The sequence below is a fragment of the Ruegeria sp. HKCCD6157 genome (genome assembly GCF_013110685.1).
Classification (GTDB): Bacteria; Pseudomonadota; Alphaproteobacteria; order Rhodobacterales; family Rhodobacteraceae; genus Ruegeria.
Map to the genome: position 1 here is coordinate 102,698 of NZ_WVRB01000007.1, position 15,865 is coordinate 118,562.

The 15,865-nt window shown below is 59.9% G+C and carries 16 protein-coding genes; 8 read left to right on the plus strand and 8 right to left on the minus strand.

Translation table 11 applies throughout. From position 1 onward, the window contains the following. A complete protein-coding gene (locus tag GS612_RS17970; protein ID WP_171642193.1) occupies window positions 1-411 on the minus strand; it encodes a nuclear transport factor 2 family protein in 411 nt (136 codons plus the stop codon). A 96-nt stretch (window positions 412-507) separates the two neighbouring features. On the opposite strand from GS612_RS17970, the gene GS612_RS17975 reads away from it, so the two are divergent. After that, window positions 508-1,155, plus strand: a complete 648-nt coding sequence (locus GS612_RS17975) for an RluA family pseudouridine synthase (protein ID WP_171642194.1) — start codon at window positions 508-510, stop codon at window positions 1,153-1,155. A 2-nt stretch (window positions 1,156-1,157) separates the two neighbouring features. Here the strand turns inward: GS612_RS17975 and GS612_RS17980 are convergent, their stop codons facing one another. Further along, window positions 1,158-1,349 carry a hypothetical protein gene (locus GS612_RS17980; protein ID WP_170345624.1) on the minus strand — a complete coding sequence of 64 codons (192 nt, stop codon included), beginning with the start codon at window positions 1,347-1,349 and terminating at the stop codon, window positions 1,158-1,160. 106 nt (window positions 1,350-1,455) lie between these two features. Between GS612_RS17980 and GS612_RS17985 the strand changes: the two genes are divergently transcribed. The 4 genes from GS612_RS17985 to GS612_RS18000 all read left to right on the plus strand — a co-directional run bounded on the left by GS612_RS17985 (window position 1,456) and on the right by GS612_RS18000 (window position 4,428). After that, a complete protein-coding gene (locus GS612_RS17985; RefSeq protein WP_171642196.1) occupies window positions 1,456-2,148 on the plus strand; it encodes a YafY family protein in 693 nt (230 codons plus the stop codon). A 126-nt stretch (window positions 2,149-2,274) separates the two neighbouring features. Continuing rightward, entirely contained in the window at window positions 2,275-2,946 is a 672-nt protein-coding gene (locus GS612_RS17990) for an OmpA family protein (protein WP_152459228.1), read from the plus strand. Window positions 2,947-3,078: 132 nt separating this feature from the next. Next, complete coding sequence (locus tag GS612_RS17995) at window positions 3,079-3,621, plus strand: NADPH-dependent FMN reductase (protein ID WP_171119885.1); 543 nt, start codon at window positions 3,079-3,081, stop codon at window positions 3,619-3,621. Between the two features lie 15 nt (window positions 3,622-3,636). Next, window positions 3,637-4,428: an acyl dehydratase gene (locus tag GS612_RS18000; protein WP_171642198.1), complete on the plus strand. Its 792-nt coding sequence runs from the start codon at window positions 3,637-3,639 to the stop codon at window positions 4,426-4,428. On the opposite strand, the gene GS612_RS18005 is transcribed toward GS612_RS18000, so the two are convergent. Next, complete coding sequence (locus GS612_RS18005; protein ID WP_171642200.1) at window positions 4,420-5,454, minus strand: FAD-binding oxidoreductase; 1,035 nt, start codon at window positions 5,452-5,454, stop codon at window positions 4,420-4,422. The genes GS612_RS18000 and GS612_RS18005 overlap by 9 nt on opposite strands. Before the next feature lie 55 nt (window positions 5,455-5,509). Between GS612_RS18005 and mnmD the strand changes: the two genes are divergently transcribed. Both mnmD and GS612_RS18015 read left to right on the plus strand, forming a co-directional pair. After that, window positions 5,510-6,175, plus strand: coding sequence for a tRNA (5-methylaminomethyl-2-thiouridine)(34)-methyltransferase MnmD (gene mnmD, locus GS612_RS18010; RefSeq protein WP_171642202.1), 666 nt, complete (start codon window positions 5,510-5,512; stop codon window positions 6,173-6,175). Continuing rightward, window positions 6,172-7,041, plus strand: coding sequence for a DMT family transporter (locus GS612_RS18015; RefSeq protein WP_171642204.1), 870 nt, complete (start codon window positions 6,172-6,174; stop codon window positions 7,039-7,041). Before mnmD ends, GS612_RS18015 begins: the two co-directional genes overlap by 4 nt. Here the strand turns inward: GS612_RS18015 and GS612_RS18020 are convergent. After that, a complete protein-coding gene (locus tag GS612_RS18020; protein ID WP_171642206.1) occupies window positions 7,015-8,988 on the minus strand; it encodes a lytic transglycosylase domain-containing protein in 1,974 nt (657 codons plus the stop codon). The two genes, GS612_RS18015 and GS612_RS18020, sit on opposite strands and share 27 nt — an antisense overlap. A 134-nt stretch (window positions 8,989-9,122) precedes the next feature. Between GS612_RS18020 and dapA the strand changes: the two genes are divergently transcribed. Then, window positions 9,123-9,995, plus strand: coding sequence for a 4-hydroxy-tetrahydrodipicolinate synthase (dapA, locus tag GS612_RS18025; protein ID WP_171642208.1), 873 nt, complete (start codon window positions 9,123-9,125; stop codon window positions 9,993-9,995). Window positions 9,996-10,131: 136 nt separating this feature from the next. Here dapA and GS612_RS18030 read toward each other — a convergent pair whose 3' ends face one another. The 4 genes from GS612_RS18030 to pta form a co-directional block, all read right to left on the minus strand. Beyond that, a complete protein-coding gene (locus tag GS612_RS18030; protein WP_171642210.1) occupies window positions 10,132-11,004 on the minus strand; it encodes a DmsC/YnfH family molybdoenzyme membrane anchor subunit in 873 nt (290 codons plus the stop codon). Further along, window positions 11,004-11,753 carry a 4Fe-4S dicluster domain-containing protein gene (locus tag GS612_RS18035; RefSeq protein ID WP_171172200.1) on the minus strand — a complete coding sequence of 250 codons (750 nt, stop codon included), beginning with the start codon at window positions 11,751-11,753 and terminating at the stop codon, window positions 11,004-11,006. The genes GS612_RS18030 and GS612_RS18035 overlap by 1 nt, the downstream gene beginning before the upstream one ends. A gap of 109 nt (window positions 11,754-11,862) precedes the next feature. After that, window positions 11,863-14,682: a molybdopterin oxidoreductase family protein gene (locus GS612_RS18040; RefSeq protein WP_171642212.1), complete on the minus strand. Its 2,820-nt coding sequence runs from the start codon at window positions 14,680-14,682 to the stop codon at window positions 11,863-11,865. A 90-nt stretch (window positions 14,683-14,772) separates the two neighbouring features. Further along, window positions 14,773-15,780: a phosphate acetyltransferase gene (pta, locus tag GS612_RS18045; RefSeq protein WP_152459217.1), complete on the minus strand. Its 1,008-nt coding sequence runs from the start codon at window positions 15,778-15,780 to the stop codon at window positions 14,773-14,775. Window positions 15,781-15,865 lie beyond the last annotated feature (85 nt).

Sequence of the window (15,865 nt, forward strand, 5' to 3'; positions counted from 1 at the left end):
TCAGCTCAGCGCGTTTTTGAATTCCAGAAAACGAGCGTCTGTCATGACCCGCGCCATCATGGCATCGCGCAAGGCACCTACCGTTTTGTAGGGGCGCATGACGACCTCGAAAACCTGGATCAACCCATCGTCGTTCAACGTAACAAGATCCACGCCGATACCATCCAGATCACCGACTTTGCATTGAAACTCCAATGCCCAGTCTTTCCCGTCGCCCATGACGCGCCGATAACGAAAGTCTGAAAACACCTGCCCGACATGCCCCAGAACGGCAGCGGCCGGTGCGCGCCCTGTCCAGGTGCTGTAGTATGTGGGCGGCAGGAACTGCACATCTTCGGCCAGGAGCTGATGGATCAAGGCCTCATCGCCCTTTGCGACAACCTCTTGCATGCGTTCAATTGTCGGGTGCATGGCATCTCCTCCGCTTTTGGAGAGAAGGTCCCCGAACATGGGCGGGCATGCAAGGACGACGTTGCGGGAGGTCACGAGCTGCGATAGGCACCCTGCATGAGCGACACCTATGAACCCCCTCAAACCCCGCTGGATGTGTTGCATGAAGATGCACAGCTGATCGTGGTGAACAAACCATCGGGCCTGCTTTCGGTTCCGGGGCGGGGCGCGCATCTGTCAGATTGTCTGTTGACCCGGGTGCAGGATGCATTTCCACAAGCGCTACTGGTGCATCGGCTGGACCGGGACACGTCCGGTGTCATGGTCTTTGCCCAGACGCCGCACGCACAGCGCAACCTGAGCATGCAATTCGAGCAGCGTCAGACCCGCAAAACCTATATCGCCCGTGTCTGGGGGCAGCTGGAACCCAAGACCGGCACCGTAGACTTGCCTCTGATCGTGGACTGGCCCAACCGGCCCAGACAGATGGTTTGCCACGCGACGGGCAAACCTGCCGTGACGGACTGGCGTGTCGTGAAGACCGAAGGCGATACGACGCGCGTGCGTCTGTTTCCCAAAACGGGCCGGTCTCATCAACTTCGCGTTCATATGCAGGCGCTGGGCCACCCGATCCTGGGCGATCCATTCTATGCGACAGGCGATGCGCAGGACTTCCCCAGATTGATGCTGCATTCAGAAGAACTGCGTCTGAAACACCCGGAAGGTGGGGTTTCGTTGAAGTTTCGGGCCCGGCCCGAGTTCTGATCTCAGGCCGTGCTGGTCCAGAGCATCTTCAGATTTCCCAACGAAAAACGTCTGGATCGTTTCTTTGAAACGGGCTGTTTGCACTGCCGGGCCATGGCGATTTCGCGCTCGATCTCGAAGGCGCGCAGGGTATGGTCCTGAGACCATTGCCCCAGCCTGAGTGTCATCATGACATGGGTGTCGAGATATGGCATTTTTCGTGCTCCTTCTTTCGATGCCATTCCAATCTGGCCCATCACTCCTGACACCCTCTTGTCAGTGGGGTGTGCTAGGGTGTCAGCATGGTGACAGGAGGATGCAATGCGCCGTTCGACCCGATTGTTTGAAATCATCCAGATCCTGCGGGCTGCGGGCGCTCCGGTCACGGCAGAGGCTCTGGCCGCAAGGTTGGAGGTGTCCGTGCGCACGGTTTATCGGGATATTGCCGAGTTGCAGGCGCAACGGACGCCCATCGAAGGTGAGGCCGGCATCGGGTACGTGATGCGGCGCGGCTATGATCTGCCGCCGCTCAATTTCGATGCAGAAGAAGTTGAGGCCTTGTGGGTTGGCCTGTCTCTTCTTGCGCGTACCGGCGACAGTCACCTGCAAAGGGCCGCCAGCCGGATATGCCAGAAGATCGACGCATTGCATTGCCCAGCGGATTGGTTGCAGGTTGCCCCATGGGGTGCCCCGGCGGATGATCCAAACAAGGGTTGCGTTTCGATCGCGCATTACCGCGAAGCCATCAGGGCAGAGCGGAAAATCCGTATCACCTATGAAGATGGCGAAGGCGAACGCACGGTTCGGGTCGTGCGCCCTTTGGCGCTGATCTATCACATCGAATGCACGATGCTGGCAGGCTGGTGCGAATTGCGTAACGGGTTTCGCCATTTCCGCACCGACCGTATCTGGTCCAGTGAATGCACCGAAGATAGCTTTTCAGGACAAAGCAGGTCGTTGCGCGAGCTCTGGCAGGAACAGCAGAATGCAGAAACGTTCGTTGAAGCGGTTTGAATACGTGTTTGGCGGGTATTCGCCGACTTCACCGCATTGTTGCTTGAGCCGCCAAGCCTGCACAGTGATATACTGAGGAAAACGAAGCACGCCCGAATAACGGGTGCTGGAGCAGAAGGTGATATCATGACGATTTCCAAGTTTTTCGTGGCCACAGGTTTGTGTTCAGCCCTTGTGTTGGCGGCCTGTACCGACCCGGGCACGCTGACAGTACAAGACGACCCGAACCAGAACGCCAAACAGGGCGCCGTTCTGGGTGGGCTGGTCGGCGCTGGAATCGGGGCGATTGCCAATAATTCGAACCCCGGTTTGGGCGCGCTGGCCGGTGCTGCAATCGGTGCTGCTGGGGGCGGCGTGATCGGCAATCAACTGGACAAGCAGGCTGCGGAGCTGCGTCAACAACTGGCAAATGACGGAATTACAATCGTCAACGCAGGCGATCGCCTGATTGTGACGGTCCCGAATGACATCACCTTTGACACCGACAGTTCGACCGTGCGCCCGGCGTTGCGGTCTGACCTGGTGAAAGTGGGCCAGAACCTGGTCAACTACCCGAATTCGAACGTGCAGATCATCGGGCACACTGACAGCGACGGCGACGCAACCTACAATCAGGGCCTGTCAGAGCGTCGCGCGAATGCCGTGGCCGATATCCTTCAGGCCAATGGTGTCAGCTACAACCGCATTCGCACGATCGGGCAGGGCGAAAACAACCCTGTCGCGTCCAACCTGACGCCCGAAGGAAAATCGCAAAACCGGCGTGTCGAGATTGTCGTGGTGCCCAGCGGGAACGCGTAACCACTGCGCGGCGTGAACAGCGGGGCCGCCCGATGGGCGGCTCGGTTTGCGCAATGACTGTGCGTCAAATGGGGTTTGGATCGGGGTGATCTCGGTCTAACTTGCGGGAAACACAGAAACGGAGCTTTCCCGATGTCCCAACCGACCCTTCTTGGCCTGTCCGGTTCCCTGCGCCAGAACGCGACCAACCGTAAGCTTCTGCGCGAGGCGGCACGGTTGTTCGATCCGGCAAGCTTTGTCGAAGCGGATTTGAACCTGCCCCTCTACGATGGTGATCTGGAAGACGGAGAAGGGATTCCCGAGGCGGTTCATACGCTGGCCAATCAGATCGCACAGGCCGATGCGGTGATCATTTCGACACCTGAGTACAACAAGGGTCCATCAGGCGTTCTGAAAAACGCGCTGGACTGGGTCAGCCGAACGCAAGGCAATCCATGGGCCGACAAACCGGTTGCGGTAATGTCGGCGGCCGCTGGTCGTGCAGGCGGGGAACGGGCGCAGATGATCCTGCGGGCCTGTATGGTTCCATTTCAGCCGCGCATCCTGCAAGGGCCCGAAATCCATCTGGCGAACAGTTCGAACGAATTCGACGATCAGGGAAAGCTGCGTTCGGACCGGTACGAAAAGTCTTTGCATGACTTGATGCAGAAACTCCGGGCCGAGGCCGGTTTCTGATCGCGGTTCAGGCAAATGACGCAAGAGCGACAGACCGATCTCTTGGATCCGGCCCGCGCGGCGGCATTTCAGGTGGCGCTGGGCGGTGTGGCAACGATCGCCAGTGGTTCGGAATTGCCGCCCTTCTTCCATCAGCTTTATTTCTGGACCCCGCAACCGGCCGCCGAATTGGGTCGGGATGGGCATCCCAAGGTTGGGGGCCTGATCCCGGATATGGGATTGCCGCGCAGAATGTGGGCCGGCGGGCGGTTGACCTTTCACGTTCCTCTGATCGCAGGGATCACCGCCGAAAAGAAATCGGTTCTTGAAAGTCAAAGCGCCAAGGTGGGGCGGTCCGGCCCGTTGGGCTTTGTCACTTTGCGGCACGAGATCTGGCAGAACGGTCAGTTGCGCGTGACAGAGTGGCAGGATCTCGTCTATCGCGAAGATCCTGCGCCGGATGCTGCAATGCCCCAACCGCCCAGAGCGCGCACTGATGAGACCGATTCCCGCGAAGTCGGGTTCGATTCAACGTTGTTGTTTCGATACTCGGCCCTGACCTTCAATGGCCACCGTATTCACTATGATCTGGACTATGCGCGCGATGTTGAAGGATATGGCGGGCTGGTCGTGCACGGGCCGCTTCTGGCGCAGCTTCTGATGCTTTTCGCGGTTGACCTGATCGGTCCGCTCGCCTCGTTTTCGTTCCGCGCGACTTCGCCATTGATGCATTTCGAAACTGCCCAGTTGTGTCGGAGGGGTGAAAACATGTGGGTGCGCGGCCCTGACGGGCGGCAATGCATGCAAGCCGTCGCGCAGTCACAATGAGGCTTCGGGCCGGAACTCATCAGGGATCGTATCCCGATCTTCAAGCATAAGATCGGCCATGACCTCGGCGATTTTGGGGGCCATGCCGAAACCGATTTTGAACCCGCCATTGGCGATGAACTGCCCCTGATGCAGGGGATGGGCGCCCAACATCGGCGCACGGCTTTTGCTGCGCGGGCGCACACCAGCCCAGCGTTCGATCACCTCGGCCCCGTGCAACAGGGGCAGGACGCGCGTGGCGCGGTCTATCACGTCGTCCAGAGCTTCGTCCGTGCTGGTCGGGTTCTCATAATTCCGTTCCGAGGTCGATCCGATCGCAAGTGTTCCGTCAGCATGCGGGACAATGTGAATCGCGTCGGCGAATAGTTGCGGCACTTCCCCCGCGTCGAAGCGCAACAGGGCGGCCTGCCCTTTGACACCATTTCCGACGGTCTTGCCGTAGGCGTCGTTCAGTTCCTGCAATCCTGCAAGGCCCGTGGCGTGGATGACCTGCCCCTTGTCCCTGGCTTCACTGACAATGTGAACGCCCATGACCTCCAGGGCTGCGACCAGCGCGGCACAGGCCCGCCGGGGGTGCATTCGTGCCGTCAACGTATCGCGAATGACAAAGCCTGTGGGGCTGGGTGGGCACCAAGAACCCGCTTGGGCCGTGGTGATGACACGCCATTCCGCCCGGCCTTGCCAAAGCTCATCTGCGGTGCCTTCGCGCTGGCGGGCCAGTTCCAGACCACGCGCGTCCGGGATCGGCTGCAGGCGGCCCAGCTGGCCATAGCCGGGGGAAACCCCGCCAGTGTCTTCGATCTGTCGCCAGAATGGCTCAGCCATGATCAGACTGTCGAACTGAAATGCTTTCTTGGCGTTCCAGTTTTCCGGCACATGCGGGGCCAATGCGCCGACCAGACCTCCGCTGGACCCGGCGCCGGGACCGGACGGATCGACGACCCGCACTTTCGCACCGCGGCGCGCACAAATCCAGGCGATGGACAGGCCGAAAATTCCTGCGCCGCGAACCGTCACATCGACCATTGCCAATTCCCTTTTCCTTGTTCAGTGTCGCGCCGCTTAGCTACAGGATTCCCCAATGGCAGACCAGCGCGCCGAATTGACGTGGACCGAAGATCAGATACCGGTCTCGGACCGCTTCGACGACCCATATTACTCGTTGCAGAACGGGCTGGAAGAGACGCGCCATGTGTTTCTGGCGGGAAATGATTTGCCTGCGCGGTTTGCACCGGGGTTTCATATTGCCGAGTTGGGTTTCGGCACCGGCCTGAACCTGCTGACCGCCTGGTCGGAATGGGAGGCATCCGGTCACAAAGGGCCATTGCGCTTTACCAGTTTCGAAGCCTTTCCCATGGCACCGGACGACATGCAGCGCGCGCTTGGGGCCTTTCCCGAATTGCATCCGTGGAGCAGCCGGTTTTTGGCGCATTGGACAGGGCGCACATGTATGTTGGATTCGCTTCGGTTTGAGGTGGTGATCGGCGATGCACGCAAGACATTGCCGAACTGGGACGGAATGGCAGATGCCTGGTTCCTCGACGGGTTTTCACCAGCCAAGAACCCCGAATTGTGGGGCGCGGACCTGTTGCAGGACGTGGCAAGCCACACTGTCACGGGCGGTACCGCGGCCACGTATACGGCCGCGGGTTTCGTGCGCCGGGGACTTGAGAGTGCAGGTTTCAACGTAACCCGCATGCCCGGCTATGGTCGCAAGCGGCACATGACACGGGCACACAAAGCATGACCCAGAAGAACAATGTCGGCGCGGGCATCGCTTTGATGGTGGGCGCGACAATTGTCTTTGCGTTGCAGGACGGTATCTCGCGCCATCTGGCCGGAACCTACAACACCTACATGGTGGTCATGATCCGCTATTGGTTCTTTGCGGCTTTTGTTATCGCTCTGGCCGCGCGGGCCCCCGGTGGGCTGAAGGCGGCCACAAAGACAAATCAGTTGGGTTTGCAGATCCTGCGGGGCTTGTTGCTGGCGGCCGAGATCTGCATCGCGGTGTTCGGCTTTACGGTCCTTGGCCTGATCGACAGTATGGCGGTTTTCATCTGTTATCCTTTGCTTGTCGCCGCGCTGAGCGGGCCGGTGCTGGGCGAAAAGGTTGGATGGCGGCGATGGGCTGCGATCGGTGTCGGCTGCATCGGCGTTCTGATCATCCTGCAACCGGGCGCCGGGGTCTTCAACCCGTGGGCTGTCATACCTTTGATTTCTGCATTGCTGTTTGCGATCTATGGTCTTTTGACGCGATATGTCGCCCGCCAGGACAGCGCGGCGACCAGCTTTTTTTGGACCGGTGTCGCCGGTGCCGTGGCGATGACCGTGTTTGGCATGTGGTTCTGGGAGCCGATGGCGCACGACGACTGGCTCTGGATGGCGCTGCTTTGCGTCAGTGGGGTGTTCGGGCATTGGTTGCTGATCAAGTGCTACGAAGTGGCCGAAGCCAGTGCGGTTCAACCCTTTGCATATTTCCACCTGGTTTGGAGCGCGATCCTGGGTATTTCGATCTTTGGCGAAACGTTGCGCCCCGAAGTCGTGGCGGGCGCAACCATCGTCGTAGCCGCAGGTTTGTTCACCTTATGGCGCGAACGCCGCCAGAGATGATCCGATCAGCTCCTGCGAGAACGGAATCGGAAGGGCGGGTTGCCCCAGGCGGGCACGGTAGACCGGCAGGCTTTCGGTCACGCGCATCACGTAGTTCCGCGTTTCGCTGAACGGGATCGTCTCGATCCAGTCGACGATATCGACCTCGCCTGTGCGTGGATCACCATAGCGTTCCATCCACGAGATCGGGCGCCTTGGCCCCGCATTGTACCCCGCCGCCATCATCACAACGTTGCCGTTGAAATCGGCCGCCAGACCAGAAAGATAGTTGGCCCCAAGCTTTGCGTTGTATTGCCAGTCCGTGGTCAAACGTCCCGTCTGATGGCCGCTGAGAATGCCCAGCTCGCCCGCAACCAACTTGGCCGTGGCGGGCATTACCTGCATCAGGCCGCGCGCGCCCGCACCGCTTACGACAACCGGGTCGAACTCGCTTTCGCGGCGCGCGATGGCCAATGTCATTTCCTTGGCCATCGGCAATCGCATATCTGCCACCGGATGGACCGGGTAATAGGCTGCGGGCAGAACTGTGCCCGTGGTTGCCGCCCGTTTGGCGATCATCACGGCCAGATGCGGCTGTTTCAGTTCGATAACCAGGTCGCCCAATTGATTGGCCTGCACTGGATCAAGGCTTTCGACCAGATGGGTCAGGAACCGCTCGGACAGGTTTGCTTCTTCGGCTTTCAACAACAGCAATCCGGCCTCCAAAACGCTGGAATCGGCAAACTCCGCCTGCCGCCAATGCGGCGCGCGACGCGGATTGGCCAGTTCCGCATCAAACGGTCGTCCGATCCGTTCTGCGGCCAACAGACCGTAGAATGAGGTCTGGTAATCGGCCCCCATTGCATAGGCGTCATACGCCTTGTCCGCGTCACCCAATGCCGCGTAAGCGCGCCCAAGCCAATAGCCACCACGGCCTTTCGAGATCGGAGATTTCACGGCGTCCGAAAAGTTCTGGAAGTGGCGAACGGCGGTGGCAGGATCGTTCAGTTTGCGAAGCGCCAGAAAACCGGCGAGCCATTCAAGATCGGCATAGCCGTAACCCATTTCGGGGGTCATGTGATGATTGGCGGCCACGTCATATGCGCGCGCCGCATGGCCCGATCGCATCTCAAGCCGTGCAAGACGGCGCCGTCCCTCGGCCCATTTGTCAGGCTCACCCAGGGCGTCAGGCCCGGTAGAGCGTGCCAGCATCAGATCGACGGCGCTGTCATCCAGTTCTTTCTTGTCGCGCCAGACAAAACGATCGAAGGCCAGCCCGGGCGCATCCGCCAGAGACTTTGGAACTGCTGCCACCTTGGTGTCCACACCGGGTTGGCGTTTCTGCAATGCTATGCGCGCTTCGGCCAGTTTACGTTCGTCCGGACCGACCAAAGGCAACATCTGCCCGGCGCTTACAAGATGACCGTCCCACAGCATTCCGTCCAAGCGCGCCGCGTGATGCGGCTTCAGAAGTTTGGCAAAGTTCTCCAGATAGCTTTTTTGCAGACCCGAACCCATTGGCATAGTGCGCCAAGCGGTCACAATGTCAGCCTCCGCTTCTCCGATGCGTCCCTTGGCTTTCAGGGCGACGGCATAGTTCAACGCGCCCTCTGCCGTCTGAGGCGGCATGCCGGCATAGAATTTCAGAACCCTGTCTGGATCGGCACCGGTGAAAACAGGCTCGCTCTTGCGGCGCAACCACGCCAGCCCGGGCCAGTCCGGGCGACGTTCAAGAAACACCAACACGTCGCCAGAGCTGCCGAAGCCCTCGCGCAGCCAGTGCCAGACGATGATATCGCGCGATACGGAACCTCGCTGGCCGGATACGCGCAACGCTGCGTTCCAATCGCCTTTGCGCATTTCGTCAAGCCCGGCGCGCAAATCAGCCGCAGCATCTGCCCGCGCTGAATGCGTCGCAGTCACCGAATACAGAATCACGGCAGTCAACAGTGCCAGAAAGCGTGTCATCCCTTGCATTTCCCAACCAACCGAGGATAGAGCCTGTGAGGATAAACCGTGCGTCGCCGGGATCAACTCACAAAGCTGGAAACGTGAGGGACCGCGGCGTAAAAACTGCAAAATGCACCTTGAAGGAGCGTGTCATGTTCAAAGGCTCGATGCCAGCCCTCGTCACCCCGTTCAACAACGGCGAGTTGGACCTGAAGACGCTCAAACATCTGGTGGACTGGCAGATATCCGAAGGCTCGACCGGGCTGGTGCCTGTGGGAACAACCGGTGAAAGCCCGACGCTCAGCCACGAAGAGCATGAAACGGTGATCGAAGAGGTTGTTAAAACCGCTGCAGGCCGCGTTCCTGTCATTGCCGGTGCCGGGTCGAACAACACGGTCGAAGCTGTCCGCTTCGTTCAGTTCGCGGAAAAAGTCGGAGCGGATGCGGCACTGGTCGTCACGCCGTATTACAACAAACCGACTCAGCGTGGCCTGATCGCGCATTTCGAGGCGCTGCATGCGGCCGCGGATATCCCGATCATCATCTACAACATTCCGGGCCGCTCAGTCATTGACATGACACCTGCCACAATGGGTGAACTGGCCAAGCTTCCTCGCATCGTCGGGGTCAAGGATGCAACGGGCGATCTGGCCCGTGTCAGCCAGCAGCGTGCAACTTGCGGCGCAGATTTCTGCCAATTGTCCGGCGAAGACGCCACGGCTCTTGGCTTCAACGCGCACGGCGGTGTTGGCTGCATTTCGGTCACCGCAAACGTGGCCCCCGGGCTCTGCGCTGAATTCCAGCAGGCGACACTGGCCGGAGATTATGCAAAAGCGTTGGAGTATCAGGACAAGCTGATGCCGCTGCATGAGGCGATCTTCATCGAGCCGGGCCTTGTCGGTGCCAAATATGCACTCAGCAAACTGGGCCTTTGCAGCACCGAAGTCCGCTCACCCCTGACCGAGCTGGAAGACAGCACCAAGGATGCAATCGAGGCCGCAATGGCCCATGCCGGCCTGATCTGACCGGTATTTCAGAATACGACGAAGGGCGGCCTCGAACCTCGAGCGCCGCCCTTTCTTTTTGATGTATCCCAGACTTCATCTGGCTAAAAATATCCCGGGGGAGTCGCGGCTTGCCGCGGCGGGGGCAGAGCCCCCTCTACCGTTTGCCGTAGTACAACCCCACGACATGTTCCGCCTGCGCAAAGAACAGCCAGCGCGACGTTGCAACGCCCGCCAGATGCGAGGCCACGGCCAGCAGGGCGAAGACGTGATTGAACGGCAGCAACAACAGCAGAACCGGCAACACAAATGCCAGAACGAACGAGATCAGCCGCAGTTTCTCGGCGTGTTTGCGCCCGACCACGTGAACAAACTCCCGCAGCAGGTAATTGGTGCCGGTATGGGGCGGCTCAAAGGCGCGGACGGATCCGCGTGCGCCAAGCCCGGTGGCTGCTCCCAGATCCGTTCCCGATAACGCAAACGCCTGATCCCCCTTGCGCCAGTACAGTATCTGCACCAGCGCCGCGATCAGCAGCAGCGGCAGAGCTGCGCTTGTCTGACCTGCCAGCAATGCACCACCGGCCAGGCTGAAGCTGAGAAACATGGCAGGTGTCAGGTTCATGTTCCAGCGTGGGATGGTCTTGAGCTGCGTGTAGATCATCGAGGTCGTGAACACTGTGGCCAGCGACAACCCTGCGCCGATCCAGCCCAGAAAACCCCAGCGTTGGTCCAGAAACACCACGCCAATCGCATAGAGCCCCATGATGACCAGCGCGAGGACGGCACACCAGCCTTCACGGCTGAGCCAGCTGGTTTTCCATTGGGTGAAGGCCTTCAAGGCCCGTTCCGGATGGCCCAGGTGGAAGGTCGAGGCCAAAAGCCCGCCGACGGCCAGACCATAGGCAATGGCGAAGAACACAAAAGCCACCCAACCCGAGACAGCCGGAAACCCCAGGCCAAGAAAGAACAGCAGTCCAAATCCCAGACCGGACAGGGTGGTGAACAGAATGACGGAGGGTGCGGGATGCATCAGAGTTTCTCCAACGTCTTGTCGAGCCAGCCGAGGAACCCTTTGGGCTCGTCAGCGATGGGGGCCAGCAGGGGGGCCAGTATGTCGATCTGGTCTTCCACGGTGTCCTTGGGGCGCGGGGGCAGGTATTTATTGACGGGTTTGGTGCCCATTTCCGGCATCAGGTCCATGCCACCCCGTTCTGCAACCAGCTGGCTGACATCGCTGTCGGGATCGCCCAGATCACCAAAGTGCCTTGCGCCCGCAGGGCAGGTGCGAACACAGGAGGGGATACGGTCGACCTCGGGGAGGTTTTCGTTGTAGATGCGGTCCACGCAAAGTGTGCATTTCTTCATCACGCCCTCGGCCACATCCAGTTCCCGCGCACCGTAAGGGCAGGACCAGGCGCACAGGCCGCATCCGATGCAATCGCTTTCATTGACCAGGACGATGCCATCCTCGACCCGTTTGTAGCTGGCGCCGGTGGGGCAAACGGTAACACAGGGCGCGTCTTCGCAATGCAGGCAGGATTTCGGGAAGTGGATCAGCTGGGCATGCCCGTCGGCAGGTTGCACTTCGTAGGAATGCACGCGGTTGAGAAAGGTGCCCGAAGGGTTTGCACCGTAGGCGTCCTGATCCGAAAGAGGGGCGCCGTAATTTTCCGTGTTCCAGCCTTTGCAGGAAATAACGCAGGCGTGGCAGCCGACACAGGTGTCCAGGTCGATGACCAGGCCCATCTTGCGGTCAGTGGAGTTTGGTAGCTGGGTCATGTCAGTGAACCTCTGCTGTGGAGGGCGGACAAGGGGGCCAGCCCCCTCTTGAGCCTGCGGCTCAATTCACCCCCGGGATATTTTTGGCCAGATGAAGTGCGGATCCGGGTCATTTGCCCACCTTCCAGGCCAGGTTCTCAGGGCCGGTTCCGACAGGAGATTTGATCGGGTCGAAATTCGGCTGGCTTTGCGCATCGGCAGGTGCGTCGGCTTTTTCGATTTTGACCTTCAGGTCGAACCATGCCGCCTGACCAGTGATCGGGTCCGAATTGGCCCAGCGCATTCCATCATCCTTGGACGGCAGCAATTCGTGAATCAGGTGATTGAGCAGGAAACCTTTGGTCGCTTCCGGCGCGTCGTCCTGCAAGGCCCAGGCGCCCTTGCGTTTGCCGATGGCGTTCCATGTCCAGACCGTGTTGTCGTTCAACGCGGCCATCTCCATCACCGGCACGGTGATTTCACCGTGGGGGGAGCTGACTTTTGCCCAGTCGCCGTCTTGCAGGTTGTGTTCTCGCATCAGTTTGGTCGGGACATAAAGCGGGTTGTGCCCGTGCAACTGGCGCAGCCACGCGTTCTGTGTGCCCCAACTGTGATACATGGCCATTGGGCGCTGGGTCAGGGCGTTGACGGTGAAGCCTTCATTGCCCTGCTGGTCGGTTTCGTACCAGATCGGCAGCGGATCCATGGTGTCCTTGATGCGCTGGCGCAGGTGCTCGGGCGGCAGGCGGTCACCGTGACCTTCGGCAGCCAGCTGGAACCGGCGCATCGGTTCGGAATAAAGCTGGAACAGATAGGGTTGAGGGCTGTCATAGATGCCCATCCCGACGGCCCAGTCCTGATAGGCGGTGTTCCACGGTTTGTAGTAATCCGCGCCTTCCGGAATATGCGCCACATAAAATCCGCCGTTTTCGATATACCGATTCAGCTGATCCGGATTGACCTCGCCGCGGCCTTCCTTGTCGCCGTCTGGACCCCGGAAACCGGCCAGCGGGCCGATGCCAGGGCGTCGTTCGTGGTTTACGATGTAATCCGCGTAGTCTTTCCACTTTGGGCTGCCGTCTTCATTCGTGAAACCCGGCAGGCTCATGCGGTTGGCCAGCTCGATCAGAACCGACTGGAAACCACGCACGTCGCGATCGGGTTCGACCACCGGCCAGCGAATGGCGTCTGCTGCGGCGTCGGCCTCGCAGATCGGGCGATCCAGCAGGGAGATACAGTCGTGGCGCTCGAGATAGGTGGTGTCGGGCAGGATCAGGTCGGCATAAGCCACCATTTCCGAAGAATAGGCATCGGAGTAGATGATGCGCGGGATGACGTAATTGCCGTCTTCGGTCTTGGCCGTCAGCATCTCCATCACACCTTTGGTGTTCATGGAGGAGTTCCACGACATGTTCGCCATGTACATGAACAGGGTGTCGATCTTGTAGGGATCGCCAGCCGCCGCGTTCGAAATCACCATATGCATCAACCCATGCGCGGACATGGGGTTTTCCCAGGTGAACGCCTTGTCGATGCGTTGCGGTGTGCCGCAGTCGTCCAGCAGCAGGTCTTCGGGACCCCGTGGAAAGCCCAGATGCGGGCCGTTCAGCGGTCGTCCCGGACGCCTGTCGCCGTGGGGCGTCGGGTGCGCTTCGACCGGTTTGGGATAGGGTGGTTTGAAGCGGAAACCGCCCGGCACCTCGACTGTTCCCAGCAGGATCTGAAGCACGTGCAGTGCGCGGCAGGTCTGGAATCCGTTGGCATGGGCCGAAATGCCCCGCATGGCATGGAAGCTGACGGGACGACCGATCATCTTCGAGTGCTTTTCACCCCGAAAATCAACCCATTCCTGATCCAGTTCGATCGCCTCGTCAAAAGCGACCCTGGCGATTTCGGCGGCAATGGCCCGGATACGTTCGGCGGGGATGCCGCAGCGATCGGCCACCGCCTCGGGCGCGTGTTCGTCGCTGAGGTATTTCTCGGCCATAAGGTGGAAAACGGGGCGGTGCGTCACACCGTCCTTGTCAAAGGTCGCCGACAGGTCCGGGCGCACGCCGGGCTTGTCGAATGCGGTTGCCTTGCCCGTCTTGCGATCAATAACCAGCGGCTTGCCGTCCTCGTCGCGCAGGAACAGGCCATTTTCCGCACCCTCGCTTGCGTTCACCAGAACCGGCGCATTGGTATAGCGGCTCAGGTAATCCAGATCGATCTTGCCGGCTTTCATCAGAACGTGGATCAGCGACAAAATGAACAGCCCGTCCGTTCCGGGTGTGATGCCGACCCAGTCATCGGCAACAGCGTTATAGCCCGACCGGATCGGATTCACCCCGATCACCCGTGCGCCGCGCGCCTTGATCTTGCCGATCCCCATTTTTATCGGGTTGCTGTCATGATCCTCGGCCACGCCGAACAGCATGAACAGTTTGGTGTGATCCCAGTCGGGTTGTCCAAACTCCCAAAACGCGCCACCCATCGTGTAAATGCCACCGGCCGCCATATTGACCGAGCAGAAGCCGCCGTGGGCTGCGTAGTTCGGAGTGCCGAAATTCTGGGCCCAGTAACTGGTGAAACTTTGGCTCTGGTCGCGGCCAGTGAAAAAGGCCAGCTTCTGCGGTGCGGTTTCATGCAGTTCGTTCAGCCAGCCCACAGCAGTGCTGAGCGCCTCGTCCCACTCAATCTCGCGAAATTCACCCGAGCCACGTGGGCCGACACGCTTCAGCGGTTTGCGCAGGCGAGAAGGGGCGTTGACCTGCATGATCCCGGCAGAGCCTTTGGCGCAGAGCACACCCTTGTTTACCGGGTGGTCCCGGTTTCCTTCGATATAGGCAACTTTGCCGTCTTTCATGTGAACGTTGATGCCGCAGCGGCAGGCGCACATATAACAGGTGGTTTTGCGGACCTCGTCCGAAACTTTCGGAGACGTTTCAAGGATCGGCTGCTGATGGGTCATTGGCGGGTCCTGTCGGTTGTGTCGGGAGGACTTTGTCACTTTCCTTCCGATTTGAGAACATCGTTCTGGAAACGACGCGAGTTCTGAGTTTTATTCCCTGATAGCTTGCAGTGCCGTCACGGCGATCATCTGGGTCACATCTTCGGCGCTGCATCCGCGGGAAAGATCATTGGCGGGTCGGGCCAGCCCCTGCAAAACCGGGCCGATCGCGGTGTAACCCCCCAGTCGTTGCGTGATCTTGTAGCCGATATTGCCCGCGTCGAGATTGGGAAAGATCATCACGTTGGCCTGACCAGCGACCGAAGATCCGGGCGATTTGCGATCCCCGACCGAGGGCACGAAGGCCGCGTCGAACTGAAGCTCGCCGTCGACCTCGAGATCCGGGGAATTTTGGCGCAGTGTTTCAGTGGCCTCGATCACCTTGTCGACATCGGGATGCTTTGCGCTGCCCTTTGTTGAAAAGCTGAGCATGGCGATCTTGGGGTCAACCCGCAGCAGTGCCCGCGCCGATCTGGCCGAGGCGACGGCAATTTTGCTCAACTCGTCAGCGCTGGGATCGATGACCAGGCCGCAGTCCGAATAGAGCATCGCCCGCGCTCCGGGCTGAGCGTTTTCCGGCGGGTACATCAGGAAAAAGGATGATACCATTCCGGCATCTGGGGCCATGCCGATCACCTGAATGGCCGCGCGTACAATGTCTCCGGTCGTGTGAACGGCACCACCTACGGTTCCAGTGGCCCGCCCGCTGCGTACCAGCATGGCGGCATAGACTGGCGGTGTTTCAACGGCGGCGCGGGCTTTGGCCGGATCGACGCCCTTGTGTTGGCGCAGTTCAAAATAGGTTTGGGCAAATTCCTCGGTCAGGTCCGAGGTTGCCGGGTCGTGAACCATGACGCCGTCAGAGCGAGCGGCATTCTGGTTCTTGAGGGTGGCTTCGACCTCGGCTTGTGGACCGACCAGAATGACATCAGCCAGTCCGGCCTGGTGGGCGGCCAGTGCCCCCGCAACGACGCGGGGATCACTGCCTTCGCATAAAGAAATCACAGGGCGCGAGGCCGGGGCGTTCTGACGCAACAGTTCAATTGGTGTCATTGTCATACGCTCTGGCCTCGTCCTTTGATCACGCTTCCTGAGCTTTCATGTCTTCGGCCGAGATTCCTGCGACGGCGACGGGTTTTTTCAT

Coding starts and splice junctions, on each gene's coding strand:
- GS612_RS18030 (WP_171642210.1), bottom strand. CDS start 11,004: ATGCATCCCGCACCCTCCGTCATTCTGTTCACCACCCTGTCCGGTCTG.
- GS612_RS17980 (WP_170345624.1), bottom strand. CDS start 1,349: ATGCCATATCTCGACACCCATGTCATGATGACACTCAGGCTGGGGCAA.
- GS612_RS17970 (WP_171642193.1), bottom strand. CDS start 411: ATGCACCCGACAATTGAACGCATGCAAGAGGTTGTCGCAAAGGGCGAT.
- GS612_RS17995 (WP_171119885.1), top strand. CDS start 3,079: ATGTCCCAACCGACCCTTCTTGGCCTGTCCGGTTCCCTGCGCCAGAAC.
- GS612_RS17985 (WP_171642196.1), top strand. CDS start 1,456: ATGCGCCGTTCGACCCGATTGTTTGAAATCATCCAGATCCTGCGGGCT.
- GS612_RS17990 (WP_152459228.1), top strand. CDS start 2,275: ATGACGATTTCCAAGTTTTTCGTGGCCACAGGTTTGTGTTCAGCCCTT.
- GS612_RS18020 (WP_171642206.1), bottom strand. CDS start 8,988: ATGACACGCTTTCTGGCACTGTTGACTGCCGTGATTCTGTATTCGGTG.
- mnmD (WP_171642202.1), top strand. CDS start 5,510: ATGGCAGACCAGCGCGCCGAATTGACGTGGACCGAAGATCAGATACCG.
- GS612_RS18015 (WP_171642204.1), top strand. CDS start 6,172: ATGACCCAGAAGAACAATGTCGGCGCGGGCATCGCTTTGATGGTGGGC.
- GS612_RS17975 (WP_171642194.1), top strand. CDS start 508: ATGAGCGACACCTATGAACCCCCTCAAACCCCGCTGGATGTGTTGCAT.
- pta (WP_152459217.1), bottom strand. CDS start 15,780: ATGACAATGACACCAATTGAACTGTTGCGTCAGAACGCCCCGGCCTCG.
- GS612_RS18040 (WP_171642212.1), bottom strand. CDS start 14,682: ATGACCCATCAGCAGCCGATCCTTGAAACGTCTCCGAAAGTTTCGGAC.
- GS612_RS18000 (WP_171642198.1), top strand. CDS start 3,637: ATGACGCAAGAGCGACAGACCGATCTCTTGGATCCGGCCCGCGCGGCG.
- GS612_RS18035 (WP_171172200.1), bottom strand. CDS start 11,753: ATGACCCAGCTACCAAACTCCACTGACCGCAAGATGGGCCTGGTCATC.
- GS612_RS18005 (WP_171642200.1), bottom strand. CDS start 5,454: ATGGTCGATGTGACGGTTCGCGGCGCAGGAATTTTCGGCCTGTCCATC.
- dapA (WP_171642208.1), top strand. CDS start 9,123: ATGTTCAAAGGCTCGATGCCAGCCCTCGTCACCCCGTTCAACAACGGC.